The sequence below is a fragment of the Microbacterium sp. zg.B48 genome (assembly GCF_024623505.1).
Lineage (GTDB): Bacteria > Actinomycetota > Actinomycetes > Actinomycetales > Microbacteriaceae > Microbacterium.
The window spans coordinates 241254-262211 of sequence record NZ_JANJFE010000016.1 but is presented as its reverse complement, the minus strand read 5'-3'; the positions used below and the strand labels follow the sequence as shown (position 1 = coordinate 262211).

The 20958-nt window shown below is 67.8% G+C and carries 16 protein-coding genes; 8 read left to right on the top strand and 8 right to left on the bottom strand.

The genetic code is table 11. The features are described from left to right. Positions 1-121: 121 nt before the first annotated feature. Complete coding sequence (locus tag NQ152_RS13355; RefSeq protein ID WP_257524355.1) at positions 122-568, top strand: helix-turn-helix domain-containing protein; 447 nt, start codon at positions 122-124, stop codon at positions 566-568. Between the two features lie 13 nt (positions 569-581). Here the strand turns inward: NQ152_RS13355 and NQ152_RS13350 are convergent, their stop codons facing one another. Then, the gene (locus NQ152_RS13350) at positions 582-1601 is read right to left on the bottom strand and encodes an LLM class flavin-dependent oxidoreductase (protein WP_257524354.1); all 1020 of its coding nucleotides are present in this window, start codon (positions 1599-1601) and stop codon (positions 582-584) included. Between the two features lie 169 nt (positions 1602-1770). On the opposite strand from NQ152_RS13350, the gene NQ152_RS13345 reads away from it, so the two are divergent. Then, positions 1771-3081 (top strand): helix-turn-helix domain-containing protein, encoded by a 1311-nt coding sequence (locus tag NQ152_RS13345; protein ID WP_257524353.1) that lies wholly within the window; start codon positions 1771-1773, stop codon positions 3079-3081. Positions 3082-3120: 39 nt separating this feature from the next. Here the strand turns inward: NQ152_RS13345 and NQ152_RS13340 are convergent, their stop codons facing one another. Beyond that, positions 3121-4545, bottom strand: coding sequence for a carotenoid oxygenase family protein (locus NQ152_RS13340; protein WP_257524352.1), 1425 nt, complete (start codon positions 4543-4545; stop codon positions 3121-3123). Positions 4546-4828: 283 nt separating this feature from the next. Here NQ152_RS13340 and NQ152_RS13335 point away from each other — a divergent pair, with 283 nt between their 5' ends. The 3 genes from NQ152_RS13335 to NQ152_RS13325 all read left to right on the top strand — a co-directional run bounded on the left by NQ152_RS13335 (position 4829) and on the right by NQ152_RS13325 (position 9014). Beyond that, positions 4829-5716: an alpha/beta hydrolase gene (locus tag NQ152_RS13335; RefSeq protein ID WP_257524351.1), complete on the top strand. Its 888-nt coding sequence runs from the start codon at positions 4829-4831 to the stop codon at positions 5714-5716. Positions 5717-5820: 104 nt separating this feature from the next. Further along, the gene (locus tag NQ152_RS13330) at positions 5821-7434 is read left to right on the top strand and encodes an FAD-binding oxidoreductase (RefSeq protein WP_257524350.1); all 1614 of its coding nucleotides are present in this window, start codon (positions 5821-5823) and stop codon (positions 7432-7434) included. Beyond that, positions 7431-9014, top strand: a complete 1584-nt coding sequence (locus NQ152_RS13325; RefSeq protein ID WP_257524349.1) for an FAD-binding oxidoreductase — start codon at positions 7431-7433, stop codon at positions 9012-9014. The genes NQ152_RS13330 and NQ152_RS13325 overlap by 4 nt, the downstream gene beginning before the upstream one ends. 76 nt (positions 9015-9090) lie before the next feature. On the opposite strand, the gene NQ152_RS13320 is transcribed toward NQ152_RS13325, so the two are convergent. Both NQ152_RS13320 and NQ152_RS13315 read right to left on the bottom strand, forming a co-directional pair. Continuing rightward, positions 9091-9579, bottom strand: a complete 489-nt coding sequence (locus tag NQ152_RS13320; protein WP_257524348.1) for a flavin reductase family protein — start codon at positions 9577-9579, stop codon at positions 9091-9093. After that, positions 9576-11129 carry a 4-hydroxyphenylacetate 3-hydroxylase N-terminal domain-containing protein gene (locus NQ152_RS13315; protein WP_257524347.1) on the bottom strand — a complete coding sequence of 518 codons (1554 nt, stop codon included), beginning with the start codon at positions 11127-11129 and terminating at the stop codon, positions 9576-9578. The genes NQ152_RS13320 and NQ152_RS13315 overlap by 4 nt, the downstream gene beginning before the upstream one ends. 170 nt (positions 11130-11299) lie before the next feature. Here NQ152_RS13315 and NQ152_RS13310 point away from each other — a divergent pair, with 170 nt between their 5' ends. Beyond that, positions 11300-12589: a CdaR family transcriptional regulator gene (locus NQ152_RS13310; protein ID WP_257524346.1), complete on the top strand. Its 1290-nt coding sequence runs from the start codon at positions 11300-11302 to the stop codon at positions 12587-12589. A gap of 30 nt (positions 12590-12619) precedes the next feature. On the opposite strand, the gene NQ152_RS13305 is transcribed toward NQ152_RS13310, so the two are convergent. The 4 genes from NQ152_RS13305 to NQ152_RS13290 all read right to left on the bottom strand — a co-directional run bounded on the left by NQ152_RS13305 (position 12620) and on the right by NQ152_RS13290 (position 18139). Continuing rightward, positions 12620-13714, bottom strand: coding sequence for an ABC transporter ATP-binding protein (locus NQ152_RS13305; protein ID WP_257524345.1), 1095 nt, complete (start codon positions 13712-13714; stop codon positions 12620-12622). A gap of 50 nt (positions 13715-13764) precedes the next feature. Then, positions 13765-14901 carry an ABC transporter substrate-binding protein gene (locus NQ152_RS13300; RefSeq protein WP_257524344.1) on the bottom strand — a complete coding sequence of 379 codons (1137 nt, stop codon included), beginning with the start codon at positions 14899-14901 and terminating at the stop codon, positions 13765-13767. 29 nt (positions 14902-14930) lie between these two features. Further along, positions 14931-16850, bottom strand: a complete 1920-nt coding sequence (locus tag NQ152_RS13295; protein WP_257524343.1) for an iron ABC transporter permease — start codon at positions 16848-16850, stop codon at positions 14931-14933. A 185-nt stretch (positions 16851-17035) separates the two neighbouring features. Continuing rightward, positions 17036-18139 carry an NAD(P)-dependent alcohol dehydrogenase gene (locus NQ152_RS13290; RefSeq protein WP_257524342.1) on the bottom strand — a complete coding sequence of 368 codons (1104 nt, stop codon included), beginning with the start codon at positions 18137-18139 and terminating at the stop codon, positions 17036-17038. 158 nt (positions 18140-18297) lie between these two features. Between NQ152_RS13290 and NQ152_RS13285 the strand changes: the two genes are divergently transcribed. Further along, positions 18298-19860: an aldehyde dehydrogenase family protein gene (locus NQ152_RS13285; protein WP_257524341.1), complete on the top strand. Its 1563-nt coding sequence runs from the start codon at positions 18298-18300 to the stop codon at positions 19858-19860. After that, entirely contained in the window at positions 19857-20921 is a 1065-nt protein-coding gene (locus NQ152_RS13280; protein WP_257524340.1) for an amidohydrolase family protein, read from the top strand. Before NQ152_RS13285 ends, NQ152_RS13280 begins: the two co-directional genes overlap by 4 nt. Positions 20922-20958 lie beyond the last annotated feature (37 nt).

The window sequence follows — 20958 nt, the reverse complement described above, 5'->3', positions numbered from 1 at the left end:
GCGGCCGCGGGCGCGCGCCCCCCCCCCCCCCCCCCCCCCCCCGGGGGGGGGGGGGGGGGGGCGCCCCCCCCCCCCCCCCCCCGCCGCGGCCCTGCTGGCGACCTTCCACCGACCCGACTGGATGCGACTGGCCATCGGCCCGCAGGGCCAGACAGTGCAGGGCTTCCGGGCGGCGGTACGCGGGGCACGACTCACCGAGCGCATGGCACGGCTGCCCGAGGCGGCGGAGAGGTCGGTGTGGCGGTTCGAGGAGGTCGGTCATCTGGCGCTGCTGGTGGAGAACCGGGAAGCGGCATCCTGGTACGTGCGCCACGAACTGGCAGCGCTGGCCGGGCCCGGCCCGAGGCTCGGGGAGATCCGCGATACCGTGCGCCGCTACCTCGAGAGCGGGAACAGCCGGGTCCTGGTGGCGAAGGAACTGCATCTGGCGCCGAACACCGTCGCGTACCGCGTCGGCAAGGCCAGCGAGCTCCTCGGCCGTCCCGTCGCCGAACGCTCCCAGCAGGTGCTGCTGGCGCTGCAGCTGGTGCACGCTCTGCCCGGTCTACTCGATCCACCGCGAGCGTGACAGCGCGGACGCCTCAGCTGAGGCGTCCGCGCACCGCCGGGATCACCTCGGTGTCGAACAGATCGATCGACCGCAGCGCCTCCTCGCGCGACAGCGTGCCCCACGAGAAGGCGCCGGCGAGATAGTTCACTCCGCCCGCCTCGACAACGTGCGCGACCTGGTCGGCCACGGACGCCGGCGAGCCGACGAAGAACAGGTGCTCCTCGACCAGTCGGCGAAGGTCCGGCTGAGCAGGCTGCTCCGCGCCCATCTTGCGCCACAGCCAGGTGAAGTTGTCGTAGTGGTCGACGAACGCGCGTTCGGCGATCTCGAACGCCCGCTCGTCGGTGTCCGCGACCACCACGTGTCGCAGCACGCCGAACCGCGGCAGCGGCGAACCCGGCCTCGTCGCGGAGTGCACCTCGGAGAACAGGTCGCTGTGCTCGCGGATCACGGGCAGGGAGGGGGACTTGAACGCGAAGCCGAAGATCGTATTCTGACCGTTCTCCGCCGTCCGGCGGATCGACTCCGGGTTGGACGTGGGGTACCACACCGGGATGTCGCCGGACGGCGTCAGCGTGAGCTCGACAGGGTCGCCGCCGTGCGGCGGCAGGAAGACGCCCGTCTTGAGCGCGTGCAGAATCGCGGGCAGGAAGGTCTCGTAGCGGGACCGCATCTGCGCGGGCGTGAACCCGTACATCGCGCTCTCGTGCGGCGACGAGCCCTTGCCGATGCCAAGCTCCAGCCGGCCGTGCGAGAGCTGGTCGATCATTGCGATCTCCTGCACGAGCCGCAGCGGATCGTAGAGGGGGACGATGAACGTGGTCGGCACGAGCCGAATCCGCTGAGTCTCACGTGCCAGTGCGGCCGCGAACAGACCGGGCGACGCGGCCAGGCCGAGGGTCGCGCCGTGGTGTTCGGCGAGGTGGAACCGGACGAAGTTGCCCTCGTCCGCCCTCCGCGCGATGGCGATCCGGTCATCGTAGGTGTCCGCAATGCTCCGATCGCGATTCACGTCGAGCCAGTCGAACACCCCGAAGTCGAGATCAACCACTTTCCACGTCCTCTCTGAATTCCTGCCGACGACCACGCTAGCCATACCGGCGACGGGTCCGGTTCGTGCCCTGCGCCAGATTTCCGGAAAGGCTTGGTCGCTTCGCACAATCAGCTGCTCGCACCCATCGGGCATCCTGGAGGACGTGGCCGATGGGGAAGAGACATCCATGCGTCAGTCCTCGCAATGGATACTCGCGCTGACGCCCGCACACGGCGGCTGGACGCCGGCGCAGCTTGCGCAGCGACGAGCCGCAGATGCCGAGACGATCGGCTCGGCTGTGGATGCGATCGGCCCCGGTCCCGTCTCGTGGGCCGTGGAGACGGCCGAGCGGATCACGAGCCGCTTCCGGGACGACGGAGAGAAGCTGGGCGTTCCGACTGAATCCACCGGATTCTCCCGCCAGGGTGCGGAGGTCGGTCTGCTCATGGCTTTGGTCGCCATGGCTGGGGAATCCCCGTTGGAGACGATCCGGATCTCCCCGGCGATGCCCCAGCTCGCGCGCATCGCCGTTCGGCAGGGGATGCCGGTCGACGCGCTCATCCACAAAGCCTGGGCGAGCCACGCCGCATCCCAGGACGAGATGCTCCAGATGATCGGCAGGCTCGTCGAGCCGCAGCACCAGATCGCGGCGATCCGGGCAATGAGCACGGCGATGTTCGCCCATGGCAACGCGACGGTGCGCGCTCTCACCGATGCCTACCGGGAGGAACGGCGGCAGTGGGACGGCAAGACCCGTGAGACGCGCCGCCGGATGATCGCGGATCTGATCCGGGGAGGCCCTGCACCCGCCGACGCGGAGGAGATCCTCGGGTTGCCGCTGCTGGGCGGACACCTGTTCGGTCTGGCGTTCAGCGCAACCGGGCGGCACGTATCGCAGCTCGAAGAATCGGTGACTTCCTTCGCGCGCACTGCCGCCGACCTGCTCGGAGCAGCTCGGGTGATCGTCGTTCCGCACGACGCCGCCGTCGAGATGTGGTGGACCTTCTCGTCCCGCCAGCCACCGCCCGAGTCCGCCGCACTGCTGCGCACAGCGGTCAGACCGCCCGGGGTCAGCATCAGCCTGGGTCCCGCAGGCATCGGCATCGAGGGTTTCCGGGAGTCGTACCACGGCGCATATGCGGCCGCGCGAGTGGGCAGGGCGGCGGCGGCGGATGACGTCTGGGGGTACGACTCGGTGGCGCACCTGTCGCTTCTGCTTCAGGACCGCTCGGCCGCGAGGCGGTTCGTCCGGCATCACCTCGGCCCCCTCCTGAAGCCCGGCGGTCGCACCGCCGAGATCCGCACGACACTGCGTCGCTACCTCGAGACCGGAAACGGTCGCATCGCCGTGGCGGAGGAACTCCACATCGCGGCCAGCACCGTCGCGTACCGGGTCGCTCAGGCGGAGGGGATGCTGGGGCCGGGCTTTCGCGACCGACCGGTCCCCATTCTGCTGGCGCTGCAGCTCGTCGAGCTCGTACCCGACATCGCCTCGTGACTCCGCGCGGCACCGCGGGCGCGGACCGGCCCGCGCCGGCTACTTGACCGCGTTCGAGATCTGATCCAGCGAGACGAAGGACCCATGGAACGAGAAGGACTGACGGTACGGCAGCAGCACTCGTGCAATGGGATCGGCCTGGACGTTCTTCGCGTCCAGGATCCAGAACTCGGCCCGGTTCTCAGCCATGAAGTTCACCATCGACATGACCCAGCCGTCGCCCTCCGGGGCATCCGCGGATCTCGGGACGAACATCGGCTCCTGAGCCACCACGCCCGGTGGCAGCTCGTGCAAGCGCACCTGGTGGTTGTCCCAGTCCAACGAGGCGATGCCGCGGTCGTGACGGAAGTATCCCCAGCGGTAGCGCTCCATCTGGAAGCGTCCGTCGTTGCGAGGCATCTCGCCGACGGAGCCCGGCACCGCGTACTGCTTGGGGACGCCGGCATCGTCCGACAGGTCGAACTCCAGCCGCGTGATCTGGGCGATGCCCTCCTCGAGGGATGAGATCTCGCCGATGGTCGTCGGGAAGAACGGGAATCCGTTGCCCGGCGAGATCGTCGCATCGACGTACACCTTGTCGCCCTCGGTGAAGGCGTTCATGATGTGCCCGGAGAAGGTGTTGGGCAGGTGGAACCAGCGGATGTCGTTCACCGAGCCGTCGCGGCGCATGATGCCCCAGGCGCTCGGCTTGCTCGGGTCGTAGTTGTAGAAGTCGCCGCCCTTCTTCATCCGCTCCTCGTCCACCGTCAGCGGCATGATGTCGAAGATGACATGCTCGCGCGTGACGGCGAAGTCGTGCGACAGCCCCGGGAACGGGCTCTTGAAGATCTCCTCGCGGATGAGGTTGCCCTCCCGGTCGGCCACCTGCAGCGCCAGGACGGGCTCGATGTACGAGCCGTCCGCGAAGAGGCCGAAGCCCCACCACTCACCGGTGACCGGATCGAGCTTCGGATGGGCGCAGACCGATATCGACTTCAGCTTGCCGTCGAAGTCCCATTGCTCCTTCGTGTCGAGCGTCTCCGGGTCGATCATGTACGGGTGGCTGTCCTCGCGCAGCGCGAAGAGGCGACCGGCGTGCCAGTGCGCGTACGTGTTCCCGGTGTTGTTGCGGTCGACCTGGGGGGCTTCGGGGTCGTCGGTGTACTTGTTGCGGTACTTGCCGTACAAGCGGCGTCGTGCTGCCCGTTCGGCCAACAGTCGCGGCGTGCGCACATACCGGGACTTGAAGTCGACGTGGCCGTCCTCGAAGCGCAGCATCGAGAACAGTCCGTCCCCGTTGATGATGACGTCGTCCTCGAGCGTGGGGTAGTAGCGGTCGCCGCCGACGCGGTAGAGCGCGCCGTTGATCTCCCGGGGCACCTCACCGATGATCTCCGCGTCGTAGAGCTCCGCTTCCAGTCGAGTCGCGGGCGACTGCTTCCCCTGGAAACTGTGCATGTTGTAGAACTTGCCGGCGAGCGTCATCGTGGTAACTCCTTGTGCCTGCGGGCGGTTCCTGTGACTGCGCGTGCGACCACGCCGCGTCGGGCCGCTTCGTCATGGTAGGCAGCCTGCGTCAGCCCGTGTCAGCACACGCGGAGCAGGCTTTCGAAGGTCGGACTGTCGCGCGCGGCAGTTCCCGCGGACGCGGGGAGAAACTGTCGTGGGCGCACAACGGGATGCCGGTTCCCTGGCCTGACGTGACATGCCCCGCCCGGACGACCGAACTAGGGTCGGAGTGCTCTCGCCCTCGTCCGTTAGGAACCGCATGACTCAGTCGTTCAAGGAGCGCCGCGCGGCGCTCATCGCCCTCGGCCTGGATCTGACCCCCGAGATGGTCGCCGGCACCGTCAGCCTGACAGCACCCGATATCGATCCGGCGATCTACGACGCCGTCGCCGTCACGAAGGATCTGTCGTACGGCGCACACGAGCGCCACGTCCTGGACGTGTACGCTCCTGTTGCCGCGAGCGGCGCGGAGCGTCCCGTCCTGGTCTACGTTCACGGTGGCGGCTTCGTGCGCGGCGCGAAGGACTCCGATCAGACGCCGTACTTCAAGAACATCGGCTCGTGGGCTGTTCAGCAGGGCTGGGTGGCGGTGGCGATCAACTACCGGCTGGCGCCGGAGTTCGCCTACCCGTCCGGCGCGGAGGACGTCGCCGCCGCGATGACCTGGGTCATCGATCACATCGGCGAATACGGTGGGGACGCCACCAAGGTGTTCCTGTGCGGCCAGTCCGCCGGATCGATGCACGTCGCCGACTACGTCGTCGGCCACGGCGGCTACGGTCCGCACGGCCGCGCCCTGGCCGGCGCTGCGATCGTCTCCTGCCTTTACGACGTCGGACGGGCGACACGCAAGGACATGCACCTGGCCTACTGGGGCGCGGACGTTTCCGCCTGGCCCGAGCGGGGCACTCTGGGCGGCCTCATCGACACCGACCTGCCCCTCCTGTGCACGGTCAGCGAATTCGACGAGCCGGAGTTCCAGGATCACGCGACGCAGTTCGCCGCGGAGTGGCATGCACGCAAGGGCGGGTTCGCCCCCCTGCACCTGCTCTACTCGCAGAACCACCTGACCCCGGTCTACGCGATCGGCTCCCCGTGGGATGCGTTCGGACCGCTGCTGAGCCGGTTCATCGACGCCAACGCGTGACCGTGGGTCCGCCTTTATCGCCGGCGCCAGATTCGTTCGGCGGCACTGTCGCGGCAACCGTGCCGGTCGAGGGCGCCATCAGGGATCGTGGTGCTGTGCCACCGTTGCCATCAGAGACAGACCCCGCGGCGCTCGAAGCTGCGCTTGCCGAAATCCGCTCCGCGCTCGGACCCGACGCCGTGCTCACCGCCGAGGCGGCGCATGAGTTCCGCGACCCCTACGACGGCTTCGACGAAGCGCATTTTCCCTCGGCCGTGGTGCAGCCGACAACGGTGGCGGAGGTGCAGGCGGTCGTGCGGATCGCCGCAGCCCGCGGCGTCCCGATCTGGACGAGCAGCCAGGGGCGCAACAACGGCTACGGCGGCTCTGCGCCCGTGGTCGGCGGATCCGTGGTGGTCAGTCTGCGCAAGATGAACCGCATCCTCGAGATCGACGATGAGCTCGGGATCGCGGTCGTGGAGCCGGGCGTGCAGTTCTTCGAACTCGTGGACGAGCTGCAGCAGCGCGGGGGGCGCTGGTGGACAGCGACGCCCAGCCTGGGCTGGGGCTCCGTCGTCGGGAACACGCTGGACCACGGTTTCGGATACACCGAGTACGGAGACCACGCCGCGCACGTGCCCGCCCTGGAGGTGGTGCTGGCCGACGGCTCCCTGCTGCGGACGGGCATGTGGGCGTCGTCCACGAGCCGAGCAGCACATCCCCGTGGCTTCGGGCCGAATCTCACACCGCTGTTCATGCAGTCCAACTTCGGAATCGTCACGAAGCTCGCCCGCCCGCTCAGTCCGCGGCCGGAGATCTATGCGCCGATCACCATCAGGGTCCCCGACGGTGAGGATCTCGGCCCCCTCGTCGATGCGATGCGTGTGCTGACCATCGAGGGCACGATCCCGAACATACCCAACATCACCTCCGTGCTGGGTGCCGCCGCGATGCGCAAGCCTCGACGCGAGTGGTACGACGGCCCGGTGCCGATCCCCGACGAGGTGTACCGCGGAATGTGCGAGACGCTCGCCATCGGCTGGTGGAACTGTTCGGCCGCCGTCTACGGCCCGGCGGCGGTGGTGGCGGCCAGCCTCGAGCGTGTGCGCGAGGTCGTACTGAAGTCGCTGCCTCACGCTGAGGTGACCGCGAAGCTTCTGCCCGGCGACGAGATCGACCACGGCGCGCTCACCCACCGGGAGAACGTGCAGGCGGGACGGCCGAGCCTGGTGATGCTCGAGACCGCGAAGTGGCGAGGCGACGAGGGCGGCCACCTGGAGATCTCCCCGATCGGCCCGGCGACGGGTGCTGACGTGGAGCGGATCGCGGCGATCCTCAGGCCGATCGTCGAGGCGGAGGGCTTCGACTTCTGGCCCAGCGTGTACGTGATCAAGCGCTCGGTCATGTTCCTCGGGGTCCTCAACTTCGACCGTTCGAACCCCTCGCAGATCGCGGCGGCATACCGTGTGGCCCGCTCGGCGTACCCCGAGCTGGCCGCCGCGGGCTACACGCCGTACCGCGGCAACATCCGGTTCATGGACATGATGCAGGACATCTACGACTGGAACGACCACGCGATGCGCCGTTTCCTCGAGAGACTCAAGGACGAGCTCGACCCGGCCGGGATCCTCTCTCCCGGCAAGCAGGGCATCTGGCCACAACGGCTCCGGGCCGGACGAAGCGGGCCGCCCGCAGCACTGCACTCCGCACCCGTACGAGCGAAGGAAGATGACCGATGACCATCGAGCTGCCCGCGATCCTCCCCGACGGCGTCGAGCGCGACGACTACGTGCGTGCGGTCGCCGCACTCGTCGACGCGCTCGGTGCGGACGCGGTGCGACTGGAGGGCATCGAGGAATTCCGCGACCCCTACGACTGGCCCGCGTGGGACACCCACTGGCCGTCGGCCGTGGTGCAGCCCGCCAGCGTCGAGGACGTCCAAGCGGTCGTGCGCATCGCCGAGGCACATGGCGTCCCGCTGTGGACGCACAGCCAGGGTAAGAACAACGGCTATGGCGGCGGAGCTCCGCGCGTGCGCGGTTCGATCACGCTCAACTTCCGACGGATGAACCGCATCCTCGAGGTCAACGAAGAACTCGGGTACGTCGTGGTCGAGCCCGGGGTCACCTTCTACGAGCTCGTCGACGAACTCGCCGCCCGCGGCGGGAACTGGTGGCCGTCCACACCCGACCTGGGCTGGGGCTCCGTCGTGGGAAACACCGTGGACCACGGCGTCGGCTATACCGAGTTCGGCGATCACGCCGCCGCCGCCAGCGGGCTGGAGATCGTCCTACCGGACGGGTCGCTGCTGCGGACCGGCATGTGGGCATCCTCCACGAGTGCTGCCGGACACGCGCACCCGCGCGGCTTCGGCCCGAACGTGGAATCCCTTTTCATGCAGTCCAACCTGGGCATCGTCACCAAGCTGGGGCGCAGGATCAGTCCTGCACCGGAGCTGTTCGCGCCGCTGCGATTCCGCGTCTGGGAGGACGCTGACCTGGTCCCACTCATCGACGCCACCCGCGTCCTCATGCTCGAGGGCACGATCCGCAACATTCCGGTCATCGGCGGCGTGCTGGGAACGGCGGCGATGCGCGGGCCGCGCTCGCAGTGGCTGGATGGCCCGATCACCGACAGCGACTACCGGCGGCTGATGACGGAACTGGGCGCCGGCTGGTGGAACCTCCGCGCCGCTATCTCCGGCCCCCGCGCGATCGTCGAGGCGCAGCTCGAGAGGGTGCGTGAGGTTCTGCAGGCAGCGGTGCCCAGCGGCGAGTTCTCGGCGCTGCCGACCGAGGGCCGCGACGTGTCCGAGGAGACGCTCCCGCTGCACCCGGACCGTGTGCAGGCCGGACGGCCCGGGCAGAGCCTGCTGAAGTCGTTGGAATGGTGGGGGCCCGACGGCGGTCACCTGGAGCTGTCCCCGGTTGCGCCCAACACCGGTCGCGACGCCGCCCGCATCGGCGACATCCTGCGTGCGGAGATGGAGGGCGCCGGCTTCGATTTCTGGCCGAGCATCTGCCTGTTCCCCCGCTCGCTGGTCTACCTCGGTGTGATCAACTTCGATCACGCCGACCCGGAGCGGATCCAGGCGGCATACGACGTCTACGATTCCGCGGTGCGTCGGCTCGGAGCGGAGGGGTATCCGCTCTACCGAGGCCATGTCCGCGGCATGGACGTGATCCAGGAACAGTACGACTGGAACGAGCACGCTTACCGGCGTTTCGTCGAGCGGCTCAAGGACGCACTGGACCCGCAGGGCATCCTCTCCCCCGGCAAACAGGGAATCTGGCCCGCGCGGTACCGGGACCAGACGTAGCCCGTATCCGGCACGGATCCCGGCCGGGCGGATACGTCGGGCGTGTGCCGCGGATCCGCCCGGGTGCGCCGGGACATCAGGCGGGCGGACGCTCCAGCGGCGAGAAGAGCTGCCCGGAGCTGAACACCAGCGGCAGGTCCCCCTCGCGCAGGGCGAGGTGCTCGACGTTTCCGATGAACAGCGTGTGGTCGCCCGCCCTGTGGCGGTCCACGATCCGGCATCCGAGCCGGCCGATCGCATCGGGCACGAACGGATGATCGTCGACCCACTCGAACTCGGGCGCGGCCACGTCGGTCGGCTTGCCGGCGAAGCGCACCGCGACATCTTTCTGCTGGTGTCCGAGGATGCTCACGGAGTACCGCTCGTTGACCGTCAGATACTCGTGCGTGCGCGTGTGCTCGCCCACGGACACGAGGATCAGCGGCGGGTCCAGCGATACCGACACGAACCCGTTCGCGGTCATGCCGTGGACGATGCCCTCAGCGGAGCGCGTCGTGATCACCGTCACCCCGGAGGGGAATTTGCCGGCGACGCTGCGGAACGCGCGGCTGTCGATCGTACTCATCGGTGCGTGTCGACGTCGTCGTTGGAGACCAGGTCCGGAGCCGTCCATCCGTTGAGGTCGTAGTCGCTCATCGCGTTGCCGACGAGGCCCTCGAGGTAGGACATGGTCCCGTCCGCCAGCGCCGTGCGGTGCGAGGACATGAAGTGCACGTCCTCCTGGCCGAGGTAGTTCTGCTCGTACAGGTCGTGCCGGCCACCGAATTCGCTGCCGACGGCGTCCCAGAGCATCTTCATGATCCGCGAGCGGTCGATCGCTGTCTTTCCGTTCGAGCCGCGCAGATATCGATCCAGTGTGGGCCGCAGCTCCGGGTTGCCGAAGTCCTTCGCGAGCGAGTTCAGATAGATCAGGCCGGACCCGGTGAACTTCTCCGCCAGTTCCCGGCTCCGCCGTTGCAACGAGGGACCGATGGCGGCGGATGCGGAGGCGTACACCGGGTTGGGCTCCATGGAGCCTCCCGGGCCGGGCACCGCGTGCTCGATCATTCCGGCGCGCAGGCCGTTCAGGACGTTCCGGTTCACGAGCATCTCACCCAGGGCGACGTTCGCGAAGCGTTCGTTCTGGCTGCCGACGACTTCCAGTGCCTGATTCATCAGCCCCGCCATGAACCCGAGTTTCGTGGAGAGCCGCACGTTCGCCTGGAGGATGCCGCGGCCGGTCCACCGGCTGTCCCGGATGAACGAGAAGATCTTCTTCTCGTCGTAGATCAGCACATTCTCCCAGGGGATCAGCGCCTCGTCGAAGACGAGGACTGCGTCATTCTCGTCGAAGCGGCTGGAGAGGGGGTAGTCGAAGGGAGAGGAGGTGCGTGCGGCGACCTCCTCGTAGGATGCCCGCGCGATCAGCTTGACGCCCGGCGCGTCCAACGGGGCGACGAACATCAGCGCGAAGGCCTTGTCGGCGACCTCGACACGGGTGTGACCGACGAGGATGTACTGGGCGATCGGCGAGCCGGTGGCCACGACCTTGGCGCCGCTGACGACGAGCCCGGCGTCGGTCTCGCGCTCCACGTGCACGAAGACGTCCCGGACCTCTTCGATCGGTCGTCCGCGATCGACCGGCGGGTTGGCGATCGCGTGGGCGAAGAAGAGGACATTCTCCTGCGCTTCGCGATACCAGTGCCGCGCGTTGTCTGCGAACTCTCCGTAATACTCGGGGTCCTGACCCAGACTGGTCAGCAGGGCCGCCTTGTAGTCCGGCGTCCGCCCCATCCACCCGAACACCAGTTCCTGCCAGGTCTGGATGGCGGTGACGTTGTCGCGGAGATCCTGCTGCGAGTGCGCCACCCGGAAGAAGGGGTGCGTCAGACCGCCGCTGCCGGTGTCGGTCGGCTTCAGCATCCGGTCGGCGGTCGCCGGATCGTGGAACGCATCGTACAGTCGGGCCATCGAGCGCGCCGAGTTGCGGAAGGCCGGGTGCGTCGTGACGTCCGTGACTTTCTCGCCGTACAGCCAGACCTCGCGACCGTCGCGGATCGACGCCAGGTAGTCGTCGCCGGTCTGCGGGAGGGTGCGTGTCCCCGTCGGCGCGGACGCGCTCTGCTCGATGGTCATTGCAGGCCTCCTGATCGTGGCCGAGCGCTCTCGCTCGACTCTTTCCACAAAGCTACGATCCGCAGGGCCCCGATCCCACGGGCGATTCGCCACGGCTGCGAGGAGCAGTTGTTCATCCTGCATAATGGAGCGTTCCGGCGCTGTCGCCGGCCCGGAGAGGCGCAAGGTCGATGGTCAACCGAATCGATGAGGTCTTCACGCACGTGCCGGAGGTCGAACGACCGCCGACGCTGAACGACGCCCGCACCATTGCCACGCTCAGCGAGGGCATGGAACCGCGTCTGGTGAGCTGGGCTCTGCACGTGGCCCGCGCCGCCGCGGAGGAGGCATCCGCCGATGTGGCTCCGGCGCGGTTCGAGATCCTCGCGGAGATGATCGGCATGGCCATCGAGTCGATCTCGATCAACCTCATCCGCTATCTGCTGACCGGCCGAGACAACGCCGCAGGCGTCCGTGTCAGCAAGGCGCAACGCACTTCGACGCTCACATCGGTCCATGTCGGCATCCCGCTGGAGCGCCTCATCGGGGGGATGCGCACGCTGGATCATCGTTGGCGGCGCACCTTCATCGAGATCGTCGTGCAGTCGATGCCGCGGCAGCACACGGTGGCCCTGCTGACCGACATCGACCGGTCGCTCGCGACGTACTTCGGTGCGCTGATCGACCAGAACGCCGGCATCTACACCGACGAACACGAGCGCCTGCGCGACCAGCGCGTGGTGGGGCAGCGACAGCTCCTCGAGCGGCTGATCAGCGGCGTCCACATCGATGATGAGATCATCGCCGACGTCTTCGGGGTGCCGCCGGCCAGCGAACACGTCTGCGTCGTCGTCTCGCCGGCCAGTCACTCGGAGGCACGCGCGGTGCAGCTGGACTTCGCCGGATTCCGGCAGTCCGTCGCCCGTCGGTTCGCCGACCGGACGGTCAACTCAGTTCCGGTGGATCAGGACACCGTGTGGATCCTGATCACCGGCGCAGCGCTGCGCGAGGAGCCGGTGGCCGAGTGGCTCGAACGGGTGGTCACCGAGATGCCCGGCTCGCTCGTGTCCATCGGGCTGGTCGGCTCGGGTACCTCGGGACTGCGCACGTCCTGCCTGACCGCGACCGCGGCGCATGCTCTGAACCGGCTCTCCCCGAAGGCCGGTCCGGTCGTTTCGTTCGCGGCGGACGGCATTCTCGCCCTGGCCGCCCAGTCGCCGGAACTGGCGCGGCTGTTCGTCCAGAGCGAGATCGGCCCGCTGCTGGGCACCGGCCCGCTCATCGATGACCTGCATCGAACGCTGAGCACGCTGATCGGCCTGAACGGGAGCCTCGTCCGCGCCGCCGAAGTCCTGTACGTCCACCGCAACACGATCGCGTATCGGCTGAAGCGGATCGAGGAGATCCTCGGCCGTGATCCGATGGCGCGGCCGGTCGAGACGCAGACAGCGCTCCTGCTCGCCGACTACCTCTCGCTGTGAGAGGCAGCGACGACGACGGGCCGGTGGCGCTCAGTCGAGGATGATCGGGCTGTCGGCCGGCATCGCGAACTCGTGGAACTCGCCCAGGTACTTCTCCTGCGTCTGCACCCGCGAAGAGTCCGGGATGTTCGCCATCACCGTGGTGCCGGCGGCCGTCTCCACGGCCAGCCGGTAGGCGTCGCCGAGGTAGCTGGACGCGGTCACCGTGCCGCTGAACGTGGCCTGTGGCTGCGCGCTGGGCGCGTCGGCGGCGAAGACGACGTCCGAGGCGCGGAAGGCGATCTGCGCGCCCCGCCACGAGCGGATCATGTCTCCGCGCAGATGGAAGGAACCACCGCCGACGACATCGACGCGTCCCGCGTCCGGATCGATGTGGGTCACGGTGAGGATGTTGTCGAATCCGACGAAGTCCGCCACCCATGCCGTCTTCGGCTTGGCGAAGATCTCGTGCGGCGTGCCGGACTGCTCGATGTTGCCCTTGTTCATCACCACCACGTGATCGGAGATGGCGAGTGCCTCCTCTTGATCGTGCGTGACGTAGACGGACGAGTAGCCGAACTCGTCGTGAAGGCGGCGGATCTCGGTGCGCATCGCGAGGCGGAGCTTCGCGTCCAGGTTCGACAGCGGCTCGTCGAAGAGCAGCAGACCGGATGCCGAGACGAGCCCTCGGGCGAGCGCAACGCGCTGCTGCTGCCCGCCCGAGAGCTCATGCGGATACCGCGCGTCCAGGCCGGTCAGCCCGACCGCGTTCAGCGCCTCGGTCGCCCGTGCCGCGGCCGCTCGGCCGGCCACGCCGCGCAGCCGGAGCGGATACGCGATGTTGCCGAGCACGGTGCGGTTGGGCCAGAGCGCGTAGCTCTGGAACACCATGCCGAGCTTGCGCTTGTGAGGAGCGAGGAATGTGCCGGCGGCGACGTCGACGAAGACGTCGTCACCGAACTGGATGCGGCCTGCATCGGGCACCTCCAGGCCGGCCAGACAACGCAGCGTCGTCGTCTTGCCGCACCCGGACGGACCCAGCAGCGTGGTGAAGGAACCCTCGCTCAGCGAGAGCGTGATGTCCTCCACAGCGACGCTGCCGCCCGGATAATGCTTGGCGATCGCGTCGATTTCCAGTGAGCGCATTCCTGTACACCTCTCCGATCGGCGAACCGATCAGTCCATCTCGTTCAGACTCAGGGAACGAAGATCGTCTTGAACTGCTCGATGTAACCCGGGCGGGCTTCGTCGATGTCCACGGACGGAACGATCCCGGTCAGGTTGGCCTCGACCCAGTTGGTCCAGGGCGCCGCAGGGTCGGCAGCTTCGACGTTCAGCGGGGCGAGCCCGGCCGAGCCGATGGCCTTCTGCGCGGTGAGCGTGTTGAGCCACTCCAGGTACAGCTTGGCCACGTTGGGGTGAGGTGCATCCGCCAGCAGGAGCTGCTTGTGGGTGACCACGTAATTGTCCTTCTCCATGAGCCGGAACTCGACCGGGGCGCCGGCGCGCTGGGCGCCCACCACTGCGGACGAGGGCGCGGCGAACATGAAGGCCGCCTCGCCCTGCATGAGACCGGCGACCGCGTCACCGTACGTACCTTTGATCACAACGTTGCCGGCGAGGGCCTTGATGTCTGCGTCGGTGAAGGCACCGTTCTCGGCCAGGTAGATGGGAGCGTCCTGCGACGGGCCGGGGAGGTTCGGGTCCCCCATGAGGACATTGCCCGCGTACTCGGGCTTGGTCAGGTCGGTCCAGACCTTGGGGTTCAGGCTCCCGGCACGCGGCAGGAAGACTCCGTAGCCGAAGAAGCCGATGAAGGGGGAGGTGAACTTGTGGTCGGGGTCGATCAGCTGGTCCGCGCTGTCGGCGAGAGCCTCGGGGACCGTCATGCCGACCACCTCGTACTCCTCCGCGAAGTCGACATACTGCTGGCCGTTCGGGTTGTGCAGGACGTCGGTGACGTGGTTCCCGCTCTGAACCTCCGACTGCAGCTGGGTGATCAGCGGCGCTCCGATCAGGGACGCGGAGGTGACCGAGATCTCGGGGAACGTGGCCTCGAAGGCCTCCCACGTCGTGACCATGTCATCGGCCAGCCCGGAGATGATGCTCAGCTCGTCCTCGCCGTCGGCGATCGCCGCCTCGTAGAGCTCGGTGATCCGCTGCGCAGCTTCTTCGGAGATCTGCTCGGCCTTCGGGTCGAGGTAGTAGTCGCCGGCCGCGGCACCGGTGCCGGCCGAGCTCTCCGGCGCGGCCGCGGGCGTGCTCGCGCAGCCGCTGATCAGCAGCAGCATCGATGCTGCGAGCGCGATCCCTGCGATGGGCGTGGTTTTCATGCGTTGCTCCTTGGTGTTTTTCGGGTGAGTCATGCGTCGACCGTGGGCTCGACGTCGAGTTTCCTCGGCAGGTGGCGCGTGGGACGTACTCGGACGGCTCCGGTCCAATCGGCGTCCGCGCTGGTGGCCAGGACGAGTTTGCGGCGCTTCGTGCGGCGGGTCAGGAGCCGCTTGAGGATCTCGATGACCACGGCGATGAGCAGGATCTCGACCACGAACAGCACGAAGGAAGCTGCCGCCAACGAGAAGTTGCCGGCCAGGTAGTCGTCGTACACCTTGATCGCCAGCATCGGGGCGCGCCGTTCACCGAGCAGCATGGGGATCGCAAGCGTTCCCGAGGCGACGACGAAGCACAGCAGCCAGCCGTTCAGCGCGCTCGGCAGCAGAAGCCGGAAGACCACCGCGAACAGCGCTCGCGCGCGGCTGCCGCCGGAGACCCGGGTGGCCTCCTCCAATTCTGCCGGGATCTGCACGATGGCGCCCGCGATCGTGCGGCTGGCCAGCGGAACGACCGCGATGAACAGGGCTGCCATCAGAAGCAGCGATGAGCCGTAGAGGGACTTCCACGGACCGATCAGGACCACGGTGATGATGCCGAGCGCCAGCAGCAGCCCGGGGACCACCATGGGCAGCATCTGACTGCCGTCCAGCAGCGTCCCCAACCGACCGCGACGCAGTTTGACCGCCCAGAGGATGACGATGACGGCGACCATTCCCAGCACCGCCGCCAGTGCGGCGACGGCAGCGGTCTGCAGGAACGTGTTGACGCTCTGCTGACTGCTCAGGATGGTCTCGAACCACTTGGTGGTCAGGCCGGCCTGGGGGTCGAGGATCATGGACCAGTCGGTCGGGTTCCACCCGAAATAGGGCGAGAACGACACCAGCAGGAGTTGCAGCAGCGGCAGGAGGACGGCGATGACCGCGTAGACCAGGCTGAACGCGAAGAGCGGCAGCCGCCACCTGCCCAGGCTCCACTCGCCCTGTCGGGCCCCCTTGCCCGTGACCGTCGTGAATCGCCGACGGCCCTGCAGCCGTCGCTCGATGACCAGGAGCCCGACCAGGATCACCAGAAGCAGGATCGACACGGCACTGGCGTGGCCGTAGAACGGGTTGCGGGCATCGTTGAGGTAGCGGTACACCTCCGTCGGCAGGACGTAGATGTCCGCCGGCACGCCCAGGACCACGGGGACATCGAAGGCCTCCATCGAGGCGACCGTCGAGATGACCACGACGGCGGAGATCGCCGGCATAAGGACGGGGATCTGCGTGCCGAAGAACGTCCGGATCGGCCCAGCTCCCGAGACCCGGGCTGCCTCCTCGAGCGAACGGTCCATGGTGGAGAACGGACCGATCAGGATCAGGAACATGAACGCCGTCGCGCGGAAGATCGACACGAGGATCAATCCGCCCCAGGACTCGATGTTCAACGGGCCCTGACCCCAGAGGTACCCCTCGGCGAATCCGGAGCTGATCCCGCGCAACCAGACATTGATCAGGCCAACCGTCTCGTTGCCGAGCATCGACCAGGAAAGCGCGTAGAACAGCGGCGGCAGCGCAACGAGGATGGCCATGGTGCCGGTGATCAGCCACTTGGCCAGCACATTGGTCCTGGTCACGAGCGTCGCGAAGAACACGGCCAGGATGGTGGCCGGAATGACCGAGGCCACCGTCAGCAGCACCGTGTTCCACAGTGTTCCCCAGGTCTCCGGGCTCGTGAACACGTCGATGACCGGCTGCAGCGACCAGACGCCCGCCTGTGGGCCTTCGGTGAACGGTGATGTGCGGAACGCGCCGATGATGACCGCGAGCGCGGGCGAGACGAAGAGCAGTGCCGCGACGATCCCGATCAGGATCTGTATGTTCCGCTCGGGCCGCAGAGCCCATTCCCGCCGGAGCCGCGCCATGCCGCCTCGGCGCGCGTCCGAAGTCGTCGGTGCGTCGTTTGCCATCCGTACCTCCTCGTCGAGGTCTCGCATCTGATCAAGGCGAGCAACGAAGAGCGGCGCGCTCTCTCATTCTCGCCGGTCGTCCGGGTGTGCTCACTGGCCCCCGGACACAACCCGAGACCGGTCGTCTGGTCCGCGTGCACAAAGTCGCTCTCCGCGACGGTGTGCCGGCGCCACCGCCGCTGATGTCAGTCGAAGGTGATCACCGGTTTGATGGTCGTGCCCGCCTTCATGTCACCGACTGCCTGGTTGATCTGATCGAGACGGTATGTCTGCACCAACCGGTCGATCGGCAGCCGGCCTTCTTCGAACAGCCGGATGAGCTCGGTCAGGAAGACCAGACCGGTGCCGTCGCCACCCATGACGCCGCGGATCGTGATGCCCTTGGTCAGGATCCGGTTCAGATCCAGGTCCAATGGCACCCCGCCGGTGCCGCTGACGTAGCAGAACATCCCGTGATAGGTCAGCGAGTAGATCGCGCTCAGGACGACGTCCTTGACCCCGGTCGAGTCGAACGCGCGATCCACCCCCGCCGGCACGATCTTCTTGATGGCGGCCAGCGTGTCCGTCCCGCCGGCGGTGTTGATGGTGTGTGTGGCCCCGAACTCGCGGGCCAGCTGCAGGCGGGAGTCGTGGACGTCGATCGCGATGATCTCCCGGGCGCCGCGCATTCGCGCCGCGGCGATCGCCGCCAGTCCGACCGTGCCGACACCGAAGACAGCGATCGAATGGTCCGGATCCGGCTTGAGAGTGTTCAGGACCGCGCCGGCGCCCGCGTTCGCGCCGCAGGTCAGGGCGCACAGATACTCCAACCGCGCGTCGTCCGCGACTCTGATGATGTTGCGCTCGGTCACCAGCGAGTACTGCGCGAACGAGGACTGGCCGAAGAACGCGCCGCGCACCGGTTCCCCTCGGTGGCTGGCCTTCGTCGATCCGTCCAACCGTGTCCCACCGAAGACGAGTGTTCCGGACTTCTCGCAATACGCCGTATGACCGAGGCGGCACTGCGTGCACGTGCCGCAGAAATCCGGAGCGATCACCACCTTGTCGCCGGGCTGCACCGAGGTGACCTGAGAACCGACGCGCTCGATGACACCCGAGCCCTCGTGACCGAGGATGATCGGCATCGTCACCGGCAGCCGACCGCTCAGCGCGTTGATGTCGGTGTGGCAGATCCCGACCGCGAGGATGCGGACCAGAACCTCGTCGGCGCGCGGCTCGTCCAGTTCGATGTCCAGCAGCTCGAACTCCGCTCCGGCCGCCGCGGCGACAGCCGCCGTCATGGTCACCATGTCGTGAGAGCACCTTTCGTCGTGCGCGCGTGGCCGCGTCCGACGCCAGTCTGCGCGGCGGATGCTGCACCGTCACTGGTGTGCGCACACATCCCGGGCGCGCTGATTGGTCGGCTCGCCCAAAGACGCAACTGCCGCCGTCGTGGAGAGTAGGGTGCGTGACTAATGACGCTCACGCGCGCCTGCGCGACGAATGGCGGCTCGCCGCACCCTTGATCGACGGGTTCACGCCCGAGGTGACCGAGACCCTGGTGGTGACGAACCCGGCGACGGGCGCGCAGGTGGGCCGCGTGGCCCTCGCCGACGTTCGGCACGCCGACGAGGCGGTCGCAGCGGCCGTGCGCGCCTTCCCCGGCTGGCGCGACATCCCCACCACCGAACGCGGCGCCATGGTGCTGGCCGCCGTGGACGCCGTCGAGGCGATCGCCGACGAGCTGGCCGCCCTGATCAGCCTCGAGGTCGGCAAAGTGCTGCACGAGGCGCAGGGCGACGTGCGCGGATCGCTGGCGATGGTGCGCGGAATGGTCCAGCTCGTGGCCGAACTGGAAGCCGGCGAAGACAGGACAGGGCTCCCCGGTACCGGCCAGGCGAGCTTCGTGAGACTGCGGCACGTCCCGGTCGGTGCGGTCGCGGTGATCGGACCCTGGAACACACCCATCTTCCTGACCTTCAATGCGATTGCGCCCGCGCTGGCTGCGGGTGCGACGCTCGTGGTCAAACCCGCGGTAGAAGCTCCGCTCGCCCTGACCGCCATGCTGCGTGCGATGGCCGAGCACCTGCCCGACGGTGTCATCAACGTCGTCCCCGGACGCGGCTCGGTCGTCGGCCAGCATCTGGCGGAGCATCCCGATGTGCGCGCGGTGTCCTTCACCGGCAGCACCGGAACCGGCCGGCGCATCGCAGCCGCCGCAGCGGCGAACATCAAGAAGGTCGCGCTGGAACTGGGCGGCAACGATCCGGCCGTCGTGCTGGAATCGGCCGAGATCACCGACTCCCTCATCGCGGAACTGGTCGCCGGCTGCTTTGCGATGACCGGGCAGATCTGCTTCAACATCAAGCGCATCTACGTTCACCGCTCACGCCATGACGAACTGGTGGAGAAGCTCTCGGCGGCGGTGTCGCGAATCGTCGTCGGCGACGCCTTCGATCCCGACGCGCACATCGGCCCGCTGGCGACCCGGGACGGCTACGACAACGCGCTGCGTCTGCTCGACGAGGCACGCGCCGCCGGTGCCGTCGTACGGGAGCTCGGGATCCGGGCCGACTCGGCCGACTGGACCGCGGGCAACTACATCGCACCCACTGTCGTCACCGGCATCGCCGCGGACCACGAACTCGTGCTCGACGAGCAGTTCGCCCCGATCATCCCCATCGTCCCCTTCGACACGGACGAGGAGGCGATCGTCGAAGCGAATCGCACGGAGTTCGGGCTCGCCTCCTCGATCTGGTCGCAGGACCTCCGGCACGCCGAGGCGGTTGCCCGCCGGATCGAAGCCGGCAACACGTTCATCAATGCGCACCGCCTGGGAGCCAGCGTTCCCCTTGTGCCCTTCGGCGGCGTCAAACAGTCCGGTCTGGGACGCACGCACCTGCTCTATTCGCTGGAGCATGTCACCGACGAGCACGGCATCGTCGGATTCAGCCATCCGGCGGCGCAGCTGCCCGGCATCACGCGCTGGCAGACTGTGCTGGCCGATCACCCCGCGAAGGAGAACGTATGACTGCGACAACACAAGGCGGCGCCCCCGGGTGGGAGTCCCGCCCGTACCTGCGGATCGCCACCGAGGAGGCGTACGCCCCTCGAGAGGTCCTGGACGAGTACATGAAGATCCTCGACTCCGGCGACGCGGACCCCGGTTTCGTCTCGTTGATGGGGTACTTCCTCCGTTCCGAGCACCCCCAGCCGCGAAGCGTCATCGAGAAGATCAGCTCGCTGGGCGAGTCGCGCCTGCAGGACATGGACGACACCGGGGTCGACAAGCAGGTGCTGGCGCTGACCGCACCCGGCACCCAGGTCCTCGATGTGGAGACCGCGAAATGGGCCGCCGAGCTGACCAACGACCGGCTCGCCGAGGCCGTTGCCGCGCACCCTGACCGCTACGCCGCGCTGGCGGCGGTCGGGCTCGAGGACAGCTCATCCGCGATAGCCGAACTGGATCGGGCGGTCAACACGCTGGGCCTGAAGGGCCTGATCGTGAACTCCCACGTGAAGGGCCGCTACCTGGATCACCCGGACTTCTTCCCCATCCTCGAGTCCGCGGCCGACCTGGACGTTCCGATCTACCTGCACCCGCAGACGCTGCCGGGCGACGTCATCAAGCCCTGGCAGGAAGCCGGTCTCGACGGAGCAGTGTGGGGATTCGCGGCCGAAACAGGTCTGCACCTTCTCCGGATGATCACGTCGGGCCTGTTCGACCGGCTGCCCAACCTCCGCGTGGTCTGCGGCCACCTCGGCGAAGGGCTTCCCTTCTTCATGAGCCGCATCGATCACATGCATGCCAAGCAGGTCGCCTCGGGACGCTACGAATCCATCAAACCGCTCAACCAGCGTCCGAGCGAGTACTTGAAGTCCCACATCTGGCTGACCACCAGCGGCATGGCGTGGGAACCCGCGATCTCCTTCACCCGCCAGGTGGTCGGAGCAGACCGGGTGATGTACGCGATGGACTATCCGTACCAGTTCGTGGCGCAAGAGGTCGCCGACCAGGATGCCCTGCCCTACTCCGACGAGGAGAAGGCGGACTTCTTCCAGGGGATCGCCGAACGCGTCTTCAAACTGTAAGAACAAACGACGCAGGGTCCGCATCCCGTACCGGGGC